Below are 20,337 nucleotides of genomic sequence, written 5' to 3' on the forward strand. Positions count from 1 at the left end.
TCAGCGCGCCAAATAATCTAGATAAAGTCATTGTTCTACAAACGCACTTTCGAGTATTTAAAGCAAAACATTCTTTTGCGTCATAAAACCAACACATGCACTCTTTCCACTTCTGTCAAAATATCGTCACGTAAAAGGGCTGCTCTCCAAAAACCTGTAATCTACTGCGTCAAAAATTCGTAGTACGCATTTTGATTCTAAAAAATGATGCGGCATTTAACGCATTCGCAAAAAACCACAAATTAACCATCGTTTTTTAAAAACATAAGTCATTGTTATTTATTGATTAATGCAGTTACCTATCACAAAAAACAAAAAGACCGAAATATTTACTCACACTTGGCACAGCCATTGCATTTAAATTATCAACAAGGTGACAACACCTAACCATTAAAAATCAAATTAAAACTAACTCTGTGTTTTGTTTAAGGGGAAAAAGCCATGAATACATTACTAAAATCACTACTAGCTGCAACTGCAATCACTTCAATGGGCGCTGCTGCGGCAGTTTTAGACACGTCAGGTACTGAAGCTAAGTTTACTTTTGAAGGCACTATTCAACCAATGTGTAAAACAAGCAGCGGTAACAACAACAGCGTTACGGGTCTGAAATTAGACTCTTCACAACAAACACAAGAAATCGGTACACTTGACGTATGGTGTAACACTGGCGAAAACGCAACTACTGAATATACTTCTGCAAATGGTGGTTTCTTAGTAGCTAACAACGCTAAAGGCAGCAAAATTGCTTACACATTAAACATTGGTGATACAGCGGGCATCGATTTACAAACTGGTGCATACAAGCACACTAAAGCGACTGCAGCAGGTACTGGCAGCGCAGGTGAAACACAAGCAACCTCACTTAAAATTACGCCACAGTCAAATGGTCTGAATGACGCAGGTACTTACTCAGATACAATCACTGTAACAGTAAGCCCTAACTAATTTAGAATTTAGGCAGCACAGTTTATGGCTTAATCTATACTGCCTAAACTATTAAAAGCGCTAGCTACTTTCGTGGCTAGCGCTTTTTTGCCCGCAAATTCATACCTACTATCGAAGCCAATCACATCTTCTTGCTCTGAGCAAAATCTCAATTATTTTGTGCGCACCATTGAATATCTCTAAAACCATTGCCTGGCAGTCAAAAGGGTATAAATGATGTTTCAATAAATCAAAATAATAGCTGCGGCGTGGCAAATGTCGTCTCATTTTGACTTTCCTGCCACTGAGAAAGCGAACCAAACAATCAGTAATAAACTGATGACAAAACCAGCCTCCAAAACAAGGTCTTTAGCTTGGATCTGATTGATAGGAAACATTCCTCTTTTCTTGGCTGTACTTTTCAAACGTCTGTTTGGCAACCAGCCATGTCCTTTAAAAAAGAAAGCGCCTGTGCCTTGGTCATTTCTTCAGGGTCAAATTCGGTTTGCCCGTTTTTGCGTAGCAGCTCGTAAAATGACTCAGATCCTGCAGCATAACCCATTTTCCAAATCTCAAAAGTTGGCTGCTCAACTTCATCGTAACTTAAAATCGTTGCTCCTTCATGGCGAGGGTCGTCGGCAATATCTAAATATAACTCATTTACTGTTTCTCTTTCACCTTCAAGGGCTTGCAAGAAAAATTCATTTTCAAAGCACAACATGCCACATACTTTTAGTTCGCTATTATTTGAACGAGCAGTCTCCAAAATATTACGTAAATCTGACAGGTTCATAGATCTTGAAGCCTGACTGTAATACACCAACCGGACTAGTTTCATTTTATCACTCTCCTAGTAATTGCCTAATGCGGCTTATCTTTCGCCCAAATTTTAATCATTGGCTATAGTTATTAAAAATACAAGGTAAGGCGCTCATTGTTATGGAAAATTCAGTGAATCAAATGGTTGTCGTTGTAGGTCCCGAATCAGAAGAGTTAGACAAAGTACTCACACAATTACAGATTCAAGTGCACCGAGCTGATACCTTTAAACTGTTTAAAAAAGCCTTCCGCAAACACCGACCTGGAGTTTTAATTTTACATGTTAATGATTCAACTTCTGAAGAATTGGCGAGCCAGGTTTTGTCTCACATACGAGTTGGACTGCAAGACAAAGATACAACCTTTATTGTGGCACACCCACCTCAACATATGCCTGATGCCTTAAACTGGATAGAGGAATACAGCATTGCTAGCTTCATTACTTTGTCTTCAGAAAAGCTAGCTATTAACCAGAGTGTAATAGAGCGAAACATCAAAGCATGGCAACGCTTTGTGCAAGTCACTGAGCAGCATCAAGCTGAAAGCAATTTATTGATGAGCGTCGCACATTTGCATCGCAACAATAACAATGTGAATGAAGTTATGCTCCAGTTTATGCAGGCATTGTCTAGTATTGCATGTGCATCTGCGCAGTGTAGAATCAAAATTAATGCACAAGGTGAAGGAACCTTGACCAGTTATGCGCCGGATATAAACACGCTAGAAAGTGCATTAACGCAAGCTTTTCAGTTACCAACATTACCAGCCTATCTACACCGTGCACTCAAAGAGAAGAAACCACAAATAGACCTTTTACCTAGCGCAGAGGCCTTCTCTCTCCTTGGTCAAATACTGAGCTTGAAGTTGAGTAGCTACCTCATATTTCCAATCGTTGTTTACGGTAAAGTACTTGAGCTAATGGTATTTTTTATAGACGAGAGTGCGATGGAGTCAGTCTCAATGCGTCAAATTGATGTGATCAGTAAAGCCGCCGAGCAACTGACTATGCTATTGGAACGAAAAGAATCTGAAAGGCGGCTTAAAAAGCAATGTACAAGATTAAAGAGCGCGCTCATTGAGCTGAAAGAAACACAAGAGCAGCTCGCACACAGTGAAAAAATGGCCACCGTTGGACAGTTTGCAGCTGGTATAGCACATGAAATAAATAACCCACTGTCCTTTGTTTTAAGTAATTTCGGCTCGATGGACAATTATCTCGACAGTATATTGAACTTACAAAACCTACATGACCAGTTTTTAAGCGCCGTTGAGATGGGTAATCAACACAGAAGAGATGAGATAAAAGACGAAATCACCCATTACCGTGGCCAATCTGAAATTGACTTCATCTACGATGATATGCGTGAGATAGTCGCTCAGTCTCAAATGGGCCTCTCCCGAGTGAGTGAAATAATCAAGGATCTGCAGTCTTTTCACGGTAAATCAAAACAATCACAACTTGACCTTAAAACTCTCTTAGCACAGAGCTTAACGCTGTTGCGCTCTACTGAACCAAGCGATATTCCGATCAAAACAGCCTTTTCACACCAAAGTGAAATCATTTCAAATGCAGGCTTCATACAACAGATACTGACTAATTTGATAAAAAATGCCTATCAAATACTCGAAATTAACGAAATTTCAGAACCGATAATTGAGGTAAGCTCTGAAGAGCAAGGCGATAATATTTATATCTCAGTCAAAGATAATGGACCGGGTATTAGTCTAGAGCAGCAAAAACGCGTTTTTGATCCTTTTTATACAACAAAAACGGTAGGTGAAGGCACAGGGTTGGGGCTTGCCGTCAGCTATAATTTAAGTAAACGGTTAGGAGGCAGTTTACTGATAGACTCACAACTCAATAAATACTGTAAATTTACGCTTGTATTACCTATCAATGCTGATGGTTCACCCCATTAAAACTCTCTGTATTTAAAAGAATTTGGCTCATTAGTATTCATCAGCTGTGCGAGTCCATGCTCTAGTCGATGAATACAGCCACCGCAAGATTGAATAACTGATTATTCAGCATACTCAGTTATAACTTGAGGCTATTCCTTTCCTCACAATTTAGTCCCCTTAAGTCAAACACACAAGTGCCTTAACTATATGTTTTGTAACTAATTGTGAAATTCTCTTTTGTCTGTCCCGAATTAAAATCAAACAACTTAATCAAATGGTAAAAATATACTCACTGCTAAGCCACCGGTTTTTCGATTTCTAAAGGACAGCTTTCCTTGATGTGCTTCGATGATTTCTCGACAAAGTGCGAGTCCAAGTCCCGTCCCAGAATGCTTTGTTGAATAAAATGGTAATAGAGCATTTTCCAATACCTCAGGTGCCATGCCCGGACCACTGTCTGAAACTTCTATGTAAATCCCGTTTTGTACATCAACGTTTATCGCCAATAACACAACATGCTCATCTCCCTGATCTGTGCAGGCTTCATGCGCGTTTTTCAATACATTAATCAGCACTTGCTCTATTTGATGTTCATCTGCGCTTATTGTGACTTCAGGCACTTCGGTAACTAAGGTGAATTTGTACAACGTACCAAGCTGCTCTAACAATATGCGCCAATCAATGGGGTGCTTATCGGGCATTTTTAGTTTAGATAGAGCGCCGTAACCTTTTATAAATTCATTTAAATGGCCAACGCGTCTCGAAATCGAGCCAAAGACCCTATCTAATCTTGGCTCCTCCAAATTTTGCGCCAATAGTTGCCCCGAATGACACATCGAACTTATAGGTGCAATTGAGTTGTTTAACTCATGACTAATTACTCTAATTACTTTTTTCCATGTCTGAACTTCCTGGCGGCTCAATTCATTGGTAATTGATTTAAGTAGATACAAAGTATTATTCGCCTGATGGATCCGCACTCCCGATTTAGCCAAGTGCCATGCTTGCTCTTCTCCATGGGCATCCTTGAGTGTAAAAATACTCTCTCCATTTTGCTGTAGCGCTTGCACAAAATCAGCGTTTAAATTGGCACACACATCAGACCAACGGTAACCTAAAATCGAGTTGCCGTGATTAAACATCAATTCAGCCGCACGGTTGGCAAATATAACCTTCTGATTTACATCAACTAAAAATGTTATGACAGGAGAGGTATTGAGCACTTTATCCAATAGCATCTCTCGCTGGTAGAGATGTTGTCGCTCCTTTCGTAACTTATCGGCACATTGATTGAATAACTCAAAAACAGCTTGCCTATTTTCATTGCGATCAATTGGAATACTGACTGAAAAATCTGAATCCATTAAACTAAGCAAGCCTTGTTCAAGACTTCGATCGGCATTTTTGCGCTGCTTGTCCTTTTTATACAAGACATAAGCAATTCCAATATTAAGACCAACGCCAGCCGAAAGTATCCACCATGGGTGATGCTCTACAAACATATATGTTGCAACAGAAAATATCACTTGCCCGATAAAGACTATCAGCAACATCCTATTCGCCTCTAATAAGGTTAAACTTCTCTATACGCCGATATAGAGTTTGTCTACTCAACCCAAGCTCCTGAGCGGCATGTGCTATAACCCAATCATGTTTTTCCAGTACTGAAAATATATGCTCTTTTTCACTTAAAACCGCAGATTGCTCTTGTCCACTAAGAGAAGTGAGGGTTACTAAACCATTTTCTGCAAAAATGAGTGCCCGTTTGCAGGTATTTTCTAGCTCTCGTACATTACCGGGCCAATTGTGTTGCAATAAAAACTGCTCAGCTTCCTTGGTAAACTGATAGTCTTCGCCAATAAAGTGTTTTGCGAGCGCCAAGATATCACCCTTTCGCTTATTCAAAGGTAAAATGGACAGCTCCATGCCATTCAAGCGGTAGTACAAGTCTTCTCTAAAAGCTCCGCTCTTAATATCTATCAATAAATTGGCATTGGTCGCACTGACAACTCTCACATCCACTTTTTGTGTCACATTTGATCCCAAACGCTCAAACTCACCAGTTTGTAATACTCGAAGTAGTTTCATTTGCCCAGACAAAGACAAATTACCAATTTCGTCCAAGAACAAAGTACCACCATCGGCGGCTTCAAAACGTCCAGCTCTAGCTTGGTTAGCTCCTGTAAACGCGCCTTTTTCAGCACCAAATAACTCTGCCTCCATCAACTCTTGAGGAATTGCCCCCATATTCACTTTGATAAAAGGGGCATCTACTCTTGCGGATTTTTGGTGAATAAAGTCGGCTAGCTTTTCTTTACCAGATCCATTTGGTCCAGTTATCAACACATTAATCTCAGCAGCTGCCACTTTAGTTGCTGTGAATATCAATTCTGCCATCTCTTTACTTTGGTAAATCAATGCAGTTGTAGGCACAGGCTTTGCTGCAACTGAAATATGTTCAGATATTGTTGCTAGTAGCTTTTGGTCGTCCCAAGGTTTAGGTAAATAGTCAGCTGCCCCTGATTTAATGAGCGTAATGGCTGTTTCTAGTTGACTCCAAGCGGTAATAATAATGATGGGTAGCGAAGGATTCAGTTCCTTCATGGCGTAAAAGAGCTGCGTTCCCTCTTCTCCTGACGTAGTGCCTTCACTGAAGTTCATATCTTGGATCACTAAGTCAATCTTTTGCCGCGAGACACTTAGCAAAGCTTCTTTGACTGTGGCGGCACTAATCACTTTGTAGTTATGTATGCTAAGCAATAGGTCCAGAGCATCTAAAATATCGGGGTTGTCATCAACAATAAGAATTGTATTCATAACTTATATCTAGCCCCATTCGCAGTTATGCGAGTGGGGCTCATATCCTTTTCTATACCGTACGAGTAGCCGTTACGGGCGCTATTTTTGTTGTTTTCCAAGCTGGTAACCAGGTTGCGAGCGTACCAGAGATGAACACAATCATAACACAACTTAAATAACTGATTACATCTGGCTTTGGCATTGTAATTACTTTACCCAACAAGATGTTAATCGCGATAACACTGGCTACGCCTAACCCCGCAGCTATCAAACTAATCAGCCAGTTTTCACTCATTACATAAACTAATACATCTTTTTTACGAGCCCCCAAAGCGCGTCTGATCCCAATTAGTTTCTTCTGTTTTGAAACATGAAAATGCGCATGAGCAAAACTGCTTATCATGGTAACAAACAACATAAATGCAGTGAGTAAGCTGAACAATGTGGCCAAACTAGTGGCTTCTTTATAATAATCGCTGTGATGCTCTTTCATGGTAAAAATATCTTTAATATCTCGCTCAGGGTGAACTTGTTTGAGCGCTGAGATAATCTTTTTCTTGATTTCTTGCTCACTACCCGGTGTAACTTTTAATAGGTAATATAGTCTACCCTGAGCACGGGCCATATTTCTGAATTTAAAGATCCCATAGTGAGAGTATCTGCGTGATGGTGTAATTGCCAAATCAGAAACCACACCAACAATTCGCCCTTCATTTGTTTGCTTGCCGATGGCTGACTTATTTGGGTACAAGGCTTCAGCCAATGAACGCGTTAAAATAATATTTGGCTCAAAATCCATGCTTTCTAAGTAACCTCGAGTTGCATTGTCTGCTGCTTCAAAGTCTCTTCCTTGGTGCATACTTGCTCCAAGTAGGCGAAAAAAGTCTTGACCTGTGTAGTAGGTTGGAATGCCATTAAATTGGCTGTCCACTGGTACATCTTCAGGGTGATTTGCGTCTTCAATGGAGTGATAATTTCCACCTCGCATCAACGGCAGTTGATTTGAATACGAGACCAGTTCTACTTCGGTTAAATTTTTAAGCGCAGCCATATCTTCTTCAACAACAGACAAAAAGAAATCGGCATCTAAAAATGCTTCTGAAGTTGGTCGGATTTGAAAAGCCAGCACATTATCCATTTCAAACCCAACATCACGAGACATCTTTTCATTTGCTTCGATGCTTAATAGTAAGCTATTGCATGCCAAACCTAGCGTTAAAATCAATTGAAAAATGAGTAACCCAGTAGCAAACTTTCTCAACAACATGGATTTAAATAATGCTTTGATGTTCATAATAGCTCCCTACTTTAAAATGCTTGCAAGCGATGTGCGCGTGCCTTGAATGAGTGGATAAACCGTACTGAGTAGACTTGAGGTCAGTGCAACACCTAGGCCAATCACCAGCATATGCAAAGGCAGTTCAGCGACAGGAGCTAACTCATCAAAAAGTTGTCGATATAGCGCTAATAGACTAAATGCCAATACAAACGACAGCAACGCACAAATAAGGCCAAGTATGACACTCTCTATTACCCCCTGAAAAAATACCTGCTTCTTACTTGCTCCCACAGCACGTCTGAGGTTTGCTTCAAACTGACCGGCTTGATAACGAGACAACATCAAACTATTGGCATTGAAAATACACACCAGTAAGAACAACCCAGTAGCGATAGTAAATGCCAGTAAATCTTTGTTAACTACCTCATTTTTGGCCAGCCACTCATTGACGTTATAAAGTCTATTATCAACCTCGTGACGATGGTTGCCTTTCTCTTTTAGCTTTTCTGAATAGCTATCAATAAAGGTTTGAAAGGCAAGGCGTTGTTGCTTATCAAGCAACTCTACAAACACCTGAACGTAATAAGCATTAATCTGACGTGTTTCTTTGAGGGTGGTATAGCTATCTGTTGACATAGTGCGTGCAAAAACGGCCCAATTGTTGTCAATTGCCACCTCTATCGGAACAAAGATATCATCCGTCTTGTCAAAAGCTTTTCCTTCTGTCGCATGATAAAATAGCGGGCGCATTTCCCAAGGGGCCAGAACACCCACAATGTTGTAAATTTTACCTTGCAACTCAAGTTTTTCACCAACACTATTGGCACCACCAAACAGCTTTACGTTTAGCTCATGACCAATCACGATGCTATTGCTATGTTCGTTTTTCCAAGGTTCACCATGTGCGAATTGAGCCCCCATAATATTAAAAAATGAGGCAGTCGTCGCACGCGTGGGGCTGGCATAACGAGTTAGATCCTCTGCATCTGCCCTGCGACTGTAGACCATACTGGAGTAGTGCATTGTTGCATTATTGGCTACTTTGGAGTCCAAAATGGCTTTCGCATCACTGTATCTCAGCACATGCATACTACCGAATGTATTGTTAGCTCCAGCATAAGTATTCATGTTAACACTGAATATTTGTTCACTCTTTCCTGGGATCGGGTCTTTGGACATCAACGACAACATCGACAAATTCGCTAATAAAGTGCCAATACCAATGGATAAGGTTAGAATCACCAACGAAAAGAACAGTGGCGTTCGTTTAATATTGCGTATAAATAAGTGTATATAGTACAAAAACATTTCCATGATTACGCTACTCCTTATGCTGGCATTTGCTTGTCTAGCGCCACACTAGAGTCTGGTTGCATTGGCGCATAAATACTATAATCGGTGATCTGCCCATCAATAATTTGAATATTGCGATTTACTTCACGTGCCTGATCTGGGTCATGTGTCACCATGATTATCGTGCTGCCTTCTCCGTTAATTTCTTTTAGTAAATCCATGATTTGTCGGGCCATTAAAGAGTCCAAATTACCAGTCGGTTCATCTGCTAATAGAATTTTTGGTTCTCCGGCGAGTGCGCGAGCAATTGCTACTCGCTGCTGCTGACCACCCGATAACTGACTTGGCAGGTAGTTATGCCGACTCGCTAAACCTACCAACTCCAACGCATGCTCAATTCTGCTGCGTCTTTGCTTGGCACTCAAACCTCGGTAACGCAATGGCATATCCACATTGTCAAAAATGCTGTAATCGGGGATCAAGTTGTAATTTTGAAAAATAAACCCTATTTTTTCATTGCGTAAGCGTGAAAGGTCGTCATCCGATAATCCTTGTACATTGATGCCATCCAAGCTGTATTCACCTTGGGTAAAGTTATCTAGCAGGCCAGCAACGTTTAAAAATGTTGACTTGCCCGACCCTGACGGGCCAGTCACTGCGACAAATTCTCCCTTCTCTACTTCTAAGCTAAAGTCCCTAAGTGCATGAGTTTGAATTGTTTCACTTCTAAATACGCGGCTAATGTTTTTCATTGAAAGCATGATTTTGTCCTTTAATAATTCTGTTTTTATTTATCAATGTTAAATGTCTGGCTTTGGCTAAATGCTTCATAATCGGAGATAATAATTTCATCTCCTTCTTTTACGCCAGCCACAAGTTCGATGTACTCTACACTGGATGCCCCAGTTTTGATTTCTTGTAAATTCGCTACATTTTCGGCGATAATAAAGGCTTTTTTACCACCATATGCATTCAGGAAAGGCCCTCGCTTGACTTGCAATACCTGTGGCCTTTTCTCAAATTCAATACGCCCGTTAATACGTTGGTTTTGACGCAACTTAGCATCTCGGTTACTGGTCACTTTGACCCTTACAACAACCTGGTTTTGCTTGATTTCAGGTGATACAGAGCTGATCTCTCCATTGAGAGACTGACCCGCGAGCGTAAGTTCCACGTTTAACCCAATGCCCAAGTCATCGGCATAGAATTCCGGCACTTGCAGTTCAGCTTCGTATTCAGACAAATCTACGATGGTCATCAGAGCCTGTGCATCCGCAACTTCTTCTTTTTGCTGTACCAGCCAATTTCCAACAATGCCGTCGACAGGCGCTTGTACTTTTAGCGCTCGTTTTCGTCGTTTAAGCTCTTCGAGTATTTGAGTTTGACGTTTTACAGCAAAATCTCTGGTTTGAGCTTCAAAAGTGAGTCGCTTTTTTGCGAGGTCCACACGTTTTTTTGCATGTTGGTGCATTAGCTGGGCTTCTAGCAGCGTATCTTGACTTCGGGCATAATCTAGCTGACTAATCACTTGTTTTTCAAAAGACTCTTGTGAGCGAGCTTTCTCTCGCTTAGCTGCATTTAAGCGCACTGCAGCCTCGTCTAAACTACGTTCCAAATCTAGCTGGGCTTCATCATCCGCAAGTAACCCTCTGTCCGCATCCAACTTAAGCTGCGCCAACAATGACGTCTGCTGCTCTATCAAAGCGTCTAGCTCGGGGCTCTCAATACGCGCTATATGGGTATCTTTTTCAACCGTATCACCAGGTTTTACCAAAAGTGTTACTTGGCCGGGCTCCGGACTATATACCTGTGGCGCGTTGGCAGCCACTAAACGACCAGAGACAGACACATCTCGGATCAAATCTTGTTTGATCACTCTCGCAGTAAGCAATTGCTCATATGACACTGTTTTGATCCCTGCATACCACTGGCTAATTGCGGGTATAGACACCACTGTCATCAATGTCATAAGTAAAGCCACAATTGCGTACTTTAACGTGTGCTTAGTTTTGTTTGGCGTAATCAACTCATCTTGAGACTGCGTTCCATCAATCATAATTTTCACCTTTTTACTTTTATGCGTTGATAGAAGCGAGGACAGTGCCAAGTTTAGAAAAGCCATAAACCACTGTAGTTAAAGGACTTTTTATTTTTTGTGATTTTTATAGTGTCCGAATGGACACTTCTGCTGTCCAAGCGTGTCACAGTGACACGCGGTTGGACACAGTAGTGGACACACATGAATTACACAGTGACCAATAACAACCGCCTGTAAAGCGAACATTGCCAATTCAGATACATCTGTGGTTCTAACACGTCACATTCAGAATCGGTTAAAGGTACAAAAATTATACGATTCAACTTGATTTACGTGGAATGCTATCGGATTAACTGCTCAAGTATTGAACAAACTAAAGGCAGTTTCTAATGTGTATTCGCAACAAAAAAAGCACATTCACACTATGAAAAAGGATTAATTATGTACAACTTTAAATCACTTCTGTGCGCAGCACTTTTTACTTTTGCGGGTAGCGCAAGTGCGTGGGAAACCGTACCTGCCAATGTTGTTGAAGACTGTACTTGGCAATACGTGAACACCTATAGAGGGATTGGCGTATGGATTGTTGAATATCGATCAACGAATGCTGGCTGCCCTTTCAATACTAAACTGTACGATTACAGAGTGCGACAAATTCGCTACCACTAATCACATAGCTTTCGGCCAAATACTCTGTTATGAGTAAATAACTCCATCTTTTTGCAAAGATTATTACATGAGGGAAAGCTGGTTACAGAGAATCAAAGCCAATACAATCAAAGTTTAAGTACCAAATCGCAATCAGATACGAGAAAATATCTGATTGCTTTTTATCAAGAAGATAGACAATAAATATTTAGTATATTCATACACCTAAATATTATGATTCCATCAAATATTGAGATGAAAATGTAAAAACCTGCAATAAAAAATCAATACTCTCTTAAAAAAATCATGATCTGAATTTCTAAACCTGCCGTATTGCCGGAAAATTAACCACTCCAACGGAGATGATCGTGAATATTATTGCAAAACTCGCATTCGCCGCTTCTTTAGGCACTTTAGCAGCTTGCTCTGATGATGATGATCCAGTCGTCACACCAACACCAGAACAACCAGAAAACTCGGTGTACGATGCTGCGAAAGCAGCAGGTTCGTTTACCACGCTAGTGGCAGCACTAGATGCAACAGGCCTCGACGCAACACTCGACAATACCGACAACAAATTTACCGTGTTCGCTCCAACTGACGCAGCGTTTGAGATTCTCGGCACCGACACAATCAACAGCTTGCTCGCAGATACGGACACACTGAGTGGGATTTTGACCTATCATGTGCTCAGCTCAGAAGTGAACGCTGAAACTGCGCTGTCTTTGGCTGGCCAGACAGCCGATACTGTCAATGGTGCAAAAATCGCACTGTCCCTTTCTGGTGACAACTTATTAATCAACACAGCAACCGTCACCCAGACCGATATAAAAACTGACAACGGTATTATCCACGTGATCGATGCTGTATTGATGCCACCAGCACAAACAACGTCTACGCAAAATATCGCAGAAGTTGCGACCGGTGCTGGCACTTTTACGACCTTGTTAAAAGCAGTTGAAACGGCAGGACTGAGCAGTGCCCTGACAGGTTCTGAGCCACTCACTGTATTTGCACCGACTGATGCTGCATTTGCCGCACTTGGTACCGATACAATCAACACTTTGCTGGCAAACCCAGATGTGCTTGGCGACATCCTAAAACAGCATATCATTTCGGGCCGAGTTGACTCTGTTACTGCGATGTCATTGAACGGGAAAAATGCAACAACACTGCTCAATAATCAATTGCCGGTGTCTATTGATGCCACTACAGACATGCTCAAGTTTGCCGGTGTATCAGTGACACAGACCGATATTGCAGCTTCGAATGGCGTGATCCATGTGATAGATGCTGTCATTGTCGCTGACGTGACAGTACCTGAGTCACTGGGTTTAATACCTCAAGTCGCCCAAAATGCCGGGTCATTTAGCACTCTGATCAGTTTGCTCAGTGCAACGGGGCTTGACCAGACCCTTTCGGATCCAACAACAAAGTTCACCGTATTTGCGCCAACCGACGCCGCATTTGCAGCGCTAGGACAAACCACACTAGATGCGCTTGCAGCTGACACACAGAAGCTGTCTGACATTCTGTTGTATCACGTCGTATCAGGGCAAAGCATCATGTCTGACGCTGCAGCATCCGTCGCATCATCAGATAACAACATGGTCGCAATGGCAAACTCCGATAGTGCTGCGTTGAGCATCGTAGACAGTAAGCTATTCATTGACGATGCAGTGATAAGAACAGCGAATGTAAGCGCCGATAACGGTGTAATACACGTTTTAGACAAAGTAATCATGCCACCTGTGGATAAAGCACAGACTACGAAAACAATTGTAGACGTTGCAACAGAAACAGATTCATTGTCCACGCTCGTTACAGCACTCACTACTGCAAACCTCGTCGATACTTTATCTGACACCAGTAAAACGTTCACTGTATTCGCACCTACCAACCGTGCCTTTGAGAAAATTCCAGCTGCCACATTAAATGCGCTTTTAGCTGATGTGCCGGCGCTTACAACCGTGCTCACTCAGCACGTACTAGGAATTGAAGCACCAGCTATGACCGCACTCAAACTGAATGGCAAACAAATAGAAACGCTGGCCACTAATATGCTTGATATCAAAGTGGTAGACTTTGCAGGCACTGCAAACGCGGAGACAGATTCCATTGCATATGATACCTCCATGCAAAGATTGGTTGCTGGTAAAGCACAAGCCAAAGCAGGATTCACACTGTATGTTTTTGACAACGATTTGACGTTTGCACAAAGCCAATGCAATGACGCATGCGCTACTTCGTGGCCACCTGTTATTGCTACACAAGCTCAAATAGAAAACATGCCAGGCCTATCGTTAATTGCCAGACAAGACGGCACAATGCAGGCAGCTTATTTGGGACGTCCACTTTACTTGTTCAGCGGTGACACTGAAGCGGGTCAGAAAAACGGCAATGGTGTTAACAATATTTGGTGGCAAGTCTCGTTACCCACTTCGGGATTACAAGTCGAAGGCAGTAATGTGACGCAAACAGATATCTACACTGCCAATGGCGTAGTTCATTTAATTGATACGGTTATCACCACAGTAGATTAAGGTTAACTTCCTGCCGACTTTGGGTATGGCCATAAGCCATACCCTGTTTTTGTCGTTACGCAGGTTCAGGAGGTTTCACCTCTGATCCAAAGCGTTGATAGAACAGCTCGCATGCACCTACTAACGGGGAGTTAGGCAAGGTACTAATATTAATTGTTAAGTGATCACATTGATCAAATTGCGCAAAACGCGCACGCATTGAAGATTCAAATAAATGGTATGAGTTAGACACAGATCCACCCAACACAATAACATCGGGATCATAGGCTAATTGCATATGCGCAATCGCCACCCCCAAATGACTGCCCAACTGCTCAAATAAGTTCAAAGCGCGTTTATCCCCTGCAAGCGCCAGTTGGTACTCATGTTCACCATCTGTGCCTAAGTTGCGGAAAAACTGACCGCTACAGTAATCTTCAATTGTTTGCTGCAAATAAGGCGCACTACCAAATTCACCGGCAAGGCCTTTTTTCCCAGTATATATCTGTCCAGCAATGACAATACCGGCACCCAATCCCGTGCCCAGACAAACACCTAATATAGTCTGACATGGCCGTCCTCTATCAAAGTGCGCCCCATATTTAAACTCTCCATAGGCAAAGCAATTCACATCATTGTGCACTAAGACTGGTACGTTAAAGCGTTTTTTCAAAATATGAGACAAGTGAATATTCTTCCATGAAGGGATATTAGTCACTTCAAATACGTAACCCGACTCACTATCCACTACCCCAGGAATACCGATTGCAATGCCATTACACTCAGCAGTGAAGGAGTGACTTATTACCTCAATCAGAAAGTCGGTAACCTCTTGTTTTGTTGCAGCGGATGGCACAGGGTGGCGCTTCACATTTGATACAACCCCTTGATGCGCTACACCACAAAGTGCTTTTGTACCACCCAAATCAATACAAACTATTTTTCCAGCCATTAATTATGCTTCCTGCTCCGACGCTTTTTTTGAGAACAAACGAACTGTGTGGTTATGCACAATGGGTTGTGCACTAGATGCCACATAAAATATATATCCAATAGGGAGAAGTAGTAACAGTAAAGCCACTTGTAAAGAACCTAAAACCTGCGCTACTAGTCCAATAATAGGCGATGCAACAGCGCCACCAATGATACCAGTACATAAGATCCCAGCAATCGCACCGTGCCCTTTTTCAAAAGAATTCAATGCCAGAGAAAACAATCCAGACCACATGATAGAGAGAAAGAATCCAGCCATTGGAAAGGCTAAAACAGCGATACTCTTAGGCCCCAAAACTGCTAGAGAAAGGCTCAGAACTGTGCCAAGACAAAACCAACAAAGCAATCTCCTAACGTCATACAGCTTCATCAATACAAGCCCTACAAAGCACCCTATAGTCAACATTAACCAAAATTCACTCACCACATTTGCACCAACTTCCTTTGTATCCATATGATGTGTTTGCTGCAAAAACACCCCAATTGAATTGGCTATTCCTTGCTCTAAGGCTACATAAGCAGCGATCGCGAAAAAGAACTTTATTACCGTCGAATTTTTAAATAGCGCAAAACAATCCTGTAAAGAAAAAGAATGTTGTTCATCATCTGATTGTTTACGCTCTAACTGAGTCACGGCTATCCATATCAACATCAATAAACTCATCAACGCAAACAACCAATACATACTGAGCCAACTCATGTTTTCTGGCACCATCACATTGAGCAGCGAGTTTGAGTCTTCTGCGACTCCAGAAAGGCCAACATAAACCAGAGGTGACAAAGTTGCGCCGGCACCAAACATCAATTGTGCCACCACAGATAACAAAGCAAAGTGCTGACTTCCTCCACATCGCCGCAGCAAAGGATTGATTGAGACCTGTAGCAATGCCATCGCACTACCAATTAAAAATAGCGCCACCATTGCTAGTTCAAAAGAGGGAAATAATACAAATAAAAGCGCACCAAACGCTGACAGTGCAAATGCCAGCATCATGACAAACTTTTCACTTGTGCGTTGTACAAGTAATCCGGCAGGAATAGACATCACGCCATATGCTGCAAAAAATGCAAATGGAAAAAAGCCGGCAAGGGCCAACCCAATGTCAAAACTACTTATCAACTCAGGAAAGATAGGACCGAGAATGTTAGTAAAAAAAGAAATCACAAAGAAAGTCGCGAGTACAATACTCACGGCAGGTAAATTCTTGTTCATTTAGAGCACCTTATTTAAATAAAAAGGTGATGGCAAAAAATAGGATCTGTTTGTTGGCAGACAAATGATCCAAGGGGAATCCGCCATCACCTTAACTCGTCAAATAAGGCTAGTTTGCCGCTAATTCGAGGATCTATGCGGCACTTTTCAACCCTTTATCAATACAATTCAAGCTCACTCTTGAAGCTGATATAGGCCTAAAAATCAGTACTAAAATTCGCAATTTAAAAACGCACGAGAAATAAAGACTATTTAATAGAGATCAAATAACTACAGCGTAAAAAAGATTACTTTTTTAAGCATAGCGCCTGAATGTACATCTATGAGAAGTGCTTTTAACGCGTATTTACAGACGTGAAATAAACTCATATAAACACGCTGAAGAGGACTATTCTAACGTCAAATTATTCCAATTAGAAACATAAAGTGAAATTTTATAGTATTTTAGGTTTTAGAATAATTGATTAAAAAGAAAGGCCCATGTGGGCCTTGTCTTAACTCGGAAATACTATCCGTTTACCAACGACCGCGAATACCAAAAGTTAATCGGCGCTCGTAGATATTTTGTGCCATGCGGTTGTCTTTCCACTGGGCATATTGCGATTCATACTCTTCAGTTAGATTGCTTCCAGACATATATATGGTGAAGTTATCAGTTAAATCATAACTGGCTGATAAATCGATATACGTGGTCGGTTCGGTCCAGACACCAATATCCCCCATACCTCCTGGCGTCGAGATGGTATGTAATCGTTTAGAGCGATAGTTTGCAGCCAACCTAAATTGGACACCATCACGCTCATACCACAATACCGCATTCCCAGATTCTTTGGAGTTATCTTCTAAAGGCAACGCTTCACCACCAAAGCCTGTTTTGCCACTTTCGCTCTTAGAATAGGTGTAGTTAAGTGCCGCACCAAAACCGCTCCAAAAGCCAGGTAAAAAGTCGAAAGCTTGCTGGTAGCTTAGCTCAGCGCCTTTCATTGTACCGCCGTTGCCATTAACCTGACCCCTTACTGTTACGTTTCGGCGCACAACCCCGTCGGCATCTTCAACCGGAATACTCCACTGAGATGACTCAATAAATGATTCCAGTTCAATGTTGAACACGGCTGCACTTACCAAAGCGCTGGGAGAAAAGTACCACTCGAGTGTCACGTCAGTGTTCTCTGCACGCCATGGCTCAAGATCTGGATTACCCTGCATAGTCGCATTAGTTGCAATCAACAAATCCGGGCTAATTCCTTCAGACTGAGCTAGCTCATCACCGGCACGCGCCCGACTAATTGTTAAACCACCTGCCAACGCCTTCAAATCAAGACGTGTCATGGTTTTACCCCAAGATGTACGTAGGATTAAGTCGTCCTGCAAATTAAATGCTGCGTTGATAGAAGGCAAAAAATCATTAAATGAACGATTGGAAACAATATCACCGTCATCTTGTGCGACTTCTGCAGGGCAATTGCTACAAATTGAAGCACCCACTTTATTTTGCAATATGTCCAATTCTGTCTTTATATACTGAAAACCAACGTTGGCACGATAAAAGTCATTGGAAAAATCAGCTCGCCAATATACAGATTGAGTCTGTTCTTCAACTGTGTAGGAACTGCCCGGCACACCGCCTCGAATATTGTTTGGATACAAACTGTTTTGGAAGGCAAAGGGATCGTCTAGCTGACGAGGGTCGACAAAATAATAATCCCCTATATTAACGGGTCCAAAATCATTATTGGTTTTTACCCAGCCTTCAGGTAAGCCGCTAAAGTTATACGGTGTATCAGCACCCATGGTGATGTCACCGTCTGAGGCACTTGGCGTGCCACCACTACCATCGGTGTCAAATGCAGCTAGGCCTTGGTCTTTCCACATCACATTGACACTGCCCTCACCAACAGGGTTGGTAAATGGCGCAAGTAGCACATATTGATCTCGGGTAACATCTCGCTGACTAGCGCGTACACCAAAGGTCATTTTTTCTAAATGCCCAAGGTCAAATTGATACTCCCCGTCAAAACGCAAAATATCCAAGCTAGCATCTTCGTCATAATTGTTTTCTGAATAAGTCGACACTATCGCATAGCGGTCAATATTGGAGCCAAACACTTCCCCTTGCACCTGTCCAGGTACCGTTAGCGTAGGGTGTTTACCGTTAAAGTTTAAGCGCATTGGAATAGGATCTGGACCATAACCGCCAGGGTTCACCGCCGTAGGCCCAGAGCCATCATTTCTTTTTAAACTGTGTGCCAAACCATTGGTCATATAACCCTGAGCAACATTTTCGGTATGACTACGCTCAGCTTCTGCGGTAATAAACCTAGCTTTACCCGAGAAGTTTCCATCCCCTTTAAATTCCAACTCGAGGTTTATATTGGTCGACTCACGTTGATTGGTATGGCTTTCTGAATGTGACACAACACGTGGAGAATGGAGTGTAATATCTTGTGCGGTATAAAGAGTATGGCCATTTGACAGCTGCCCTCTATCTACGGGATCGTGTTGATCTTGCCAATGCCAATGGCCACCCCATGCATTGTCTGCCGTGATCCCCATCTGACGGTCAGCATCATCCATATCAGTGTAAAAGAAGTCGCTGCTTAATACCCAATTATCACTAAGTTGTGCTTGAAAACTTACGGTTGCACCTGTACGTTCGCGCTCCGTAAAGCGGTTCATCACCCCATAGTTCACATACGTAAACTCTGCATCGTCAAAATCACCATCTCCATTCATATCCTGTCTAGGACAAAACCAACAATCCGCACCTTCATCATTTTCATACGGTGCGTATGCCCAGCCATCATTCAAAGCGCCAAGTCGATAATTTGCAAGGTTAACTTCATCACGTGAAACGGTTGCTAAGATGGCAAAACGTTCGCCGTTATAACCTGCTGAGACCATTACTTTTGGATCCGACTCTTCTGAATAAGAACCGCTTGATACCTCAGCTAAAGCAGCACCACTGAAGCCATCTTCTAAATCAAAGGGCTTACGTGTGACAAGGTCAACAGTACCTGATATACCACCAGCGAGCGTATCTGCGGTAGGAGACTTCATGACATTCATTGAACCAACTAAGCTTGATGGAATATCCGTGAAATCGGGTTGGACCTTAGTAATGGAACCAGCACTTAAAAACTGTTCGCCATTGAGTAAAGTTGTCACTTGCGGCATGCCCCTGACATTAATAGTCGAGCCCTCACCGGCACTACGGCGGATTTGAATACCTGGTACACGTTGCAATGAATCTGCAATCGTGATGTCAGGCAATTTACCAATATCTTCTGCCGTAATAGAGTCGACAACACCGTCAGCAAAGCGTTTGGTATTTAAGCTTTTCTCTGTAGAGGCTCGGATCCCTCTCACCTCAATTACTTCAACTTGCTCTTTTTGCACGTCCTTTGTTTGTGCTACGGCACTCGTAGAAATGACGCTAGCCATAACCGCACACGCAAGCGGGGACAGTTTAAATGGAGACAGTCTATGTTTCATCATTGTTCTCTCTGATTATTTTTATATCTGTTATCGAAAAGAAAATTAGAGGAAGGCTTTACAACTTCACACTCAGTAACCAGATCGTTCTGCCGCGCTAAAGCACTGTGTCACTTAAATAGCATTAGGCGTTTTCACTACAAAAACTTCACAGCTCTAATTTCATCCATGTCCTATTTGAGCAGTCTCAGCGACGCTGATGTTTGCAATTTCTATCTCATGTAGGTACAAATCTATCAAGTAACAACGCTGTCATTATTTGTAACAGGTAATTCCTAAATAAGGCTGATAAGTACCATGATCGATGAGAATCATATTACTTATACCTTGAAAGATGATGAAAACTTTAAATAGTTGTAACTTTTCAAACCAAATTAGAAACAACTGTAACGTATCATATGTCGAGAGAATG

The 20,337-nt window shown here is 42.0% G+C and carries 14 protein-coding genes; 4 read left to right on the forward strand and 10 right to left on the reverse strand.

The genetic code is table 11. The features are described 5' to 3' along the window. Nucleotides 1-441 precede the first annotated feature (441 nt). Nucleotides 442-948: a hypothetical protein gene (locus N475_RS24670; protein ID WP_063357467.1), complete on the forward strand. Its 507-nt coding sequence runs from the start codon at nt 442-444 to the stop codon at nt 946-948. A 400-nt stretch (nt 949-1,348) separates the two neighbouring features. On the opposite strand, the gene N475_RS24675 is transcribed toward N475_RS24670, so the two are convergent. Then, nucleotides 1,349-1,765 carry a BLUF domain-containing protein gene (locus tag N475_RS24675; protein ID WP_063357466.1) on the reverse strand — a complete coding sequence of 139 codons (417 nt, stop codon included), beginning with the start codon at nt 1,763-1,765 and terminating at the stop codon, nt 1,349-1,351. A gap of 101 nt (nt 1,766-1,866) precedes the next feature. Here N475_RS24675 and N475_RS26245 point away from each other — a divergent pair, with 101 nt between their 5' ends. After that, a complete protein-coding gene (locus N475_RS26245) occupies nt 1,867-3,666 on the forward strand; it encodes a sensor histidine kinase (RefSeq protein WP_063366130.1) in 1,800 nt (599 codons plus the stop codon). Between the two features lie 248 nt (nt 3,667-3,914). On the opposite strand, the gene N475_RS24685 is transcribed toward N475_RS26245, so the two are convergent. The 6 genes from N475_RS24685 to N475_RS24710 are packed head-to-tail and all read right to left on the reverse strand — an operon-like array spanning nt 3,915 to nt 11,075. Then, nucleotides 3,915-5,201, reverse strand: a complete 1,287-nt coding sequence (locus N475_RS24685; protein WP_063357464.1) for a sensor histidine kinase — start codon at nt 5,199-5,201, stop codon at nt 3,915-3,917. A gap of 1 nt (nt 5,202) precedes the next feature. Next, complete coding sequence (locus N475_RS24690; RefSeq protein ID WP_063357463.1) at nt 5,203-6,465, reverse strand: sigma-54-dependent transcriptional regulator; 1,263 nt, start codon at nt 6,463-6,465, stop codon at nt 5,203-5,205. Nucleotides 6,466-6,517: 52 nt separating this feature from the next. Continuing rightward, nucleotides 6,518-7,741, reverse strand: a complete 1,224-nt coding sequence (locus tag N475_RS24695; RefSeq protein WP_063357462.1) for an ABC transporter permease — start codon at nt 7,739-7,741, stop codon at nt 6,518-6,520. 9 nt (nt 7,742-7,750) lie between these two features. Further along, nucleotides 7,751-9,040, reverse strand: a complete 1,290-nt coding sequence (locus N475_RS24700) for an ABC transporter permease (protein WP_063357461.1) — start codon at nt 9,038-9,040, stop codon at nt 7,751-7,753. Nucleotides 9,041-9,054: 14 nt separating this feature from the next. Further along, complete coding sequence (locus N475_RS24705) at nt 9,055-9,780, reverse strand: ABC transporter ATP-binding protein (RefSeq protein ID WP_063357460.1); 726 nt, start codon at nt 9,778-9,780, stop codon at nt 9,055-9,057. A 26-nt stretch (nt 9,781-9,806) separates the two neighbouring features. Next, nucleotides 9,807-11,075, reverse strand: coding sequence for an efflux RND transporter periplasmic adaptor subunit (locus N475_RS24710; protein ID WP_063357459.1), 1,269 nt, complete (start codon nt 11,073-11,075; stop codon nt 9,807-9,809). Nucleotides 11,076-11,498: 423 nt separating this feature from the next. On the opposite strand from N475_RS24710, the gene N475_RS24715 reads away from it, so the two are divergent. Both N475_RS24715 and N475_RS24720 read left to right on the forward strand, forming a co-directional pair. After that, nucleotides 11,499-11,726 carry a hypothetical protein gene (locus N475_RS24715; RefSeq protein WP_063357458.1) on the forward strand — a complete coding sequence of 76 codons (228 nt, stop codon included), beginning with the start codon at nt 11,499-11,501 and terminating at the stop codon, nt 11,724-11,726. A 341-nt stretch (nt 11,727-12,067) separates the two neighbouring features. After that, complete coding sequence (locus N475_RS24720) at nt 12,068-14,248, forward strand: fasciclin domain-containing protein (RefSeq protein ID WP_155730910.1); 2,181 nt, start codon at nt 12,068-12,070, stop codon at nt 14,246-14,248. Nucleotides 14,249-14,303: 55 nt separating this feature from the next. Here N475_RS24720 and N475_RS24725 read toward each other — a convergent pair whose 3' ends face one another. The 3 genes from N475_RS24725 to N475_RS24735 form a co-directional block, all read right to left on the reverse strand. Beyond that, entirely contained in the window at nt 14,304-15,179 is an 876-nt protein-coding gene (locus tag N475_RS24725) for an ROK family protein (RefSeq protein WP_063366131.1), read from the reverse strand. A gap of 3 nt (nt 15,180-15,182) precedes the next feature. Then, nucleotides 15,183-16,433: an MFS transporter gene (locus tag N475_RS24730; protein WP_063357455.1), complete on the reverse strand. Its 1,251-nt coding sequence runs from the start codon at nt 16,431-16,433 to the stop codon at nt 15,183-15,185. Nucleotides 16,434-16,949: 516 nt separating this feature from the next. Then, nucleotides 16,950-19,928, reverse strand: a complete 2,979-nt coding sequence (locus N475_RS24735; RefSeq protein WP_227008514.1) for a TonB-dependent receptor — start codon at nt 19,926-19,928, stop codon at nt 16,950-16,952. Between the last annotated feature and the right edge of the window lie 409 nt (nt 19,929-20,337).

This window comes from Pseudoalteromonas luteoviolacea DSM 6061, from assembly GCF_001625655.1.
In the GTDB taxonomy this organism is placed as follows: domain Bacteria; phylum Pseudomonadota; class Gammaproteobacteria; order Enterobacterales; family Alteromonadaceae; genus Pseudoalteromonas; species Pseudoalteromonas luteoviolacea.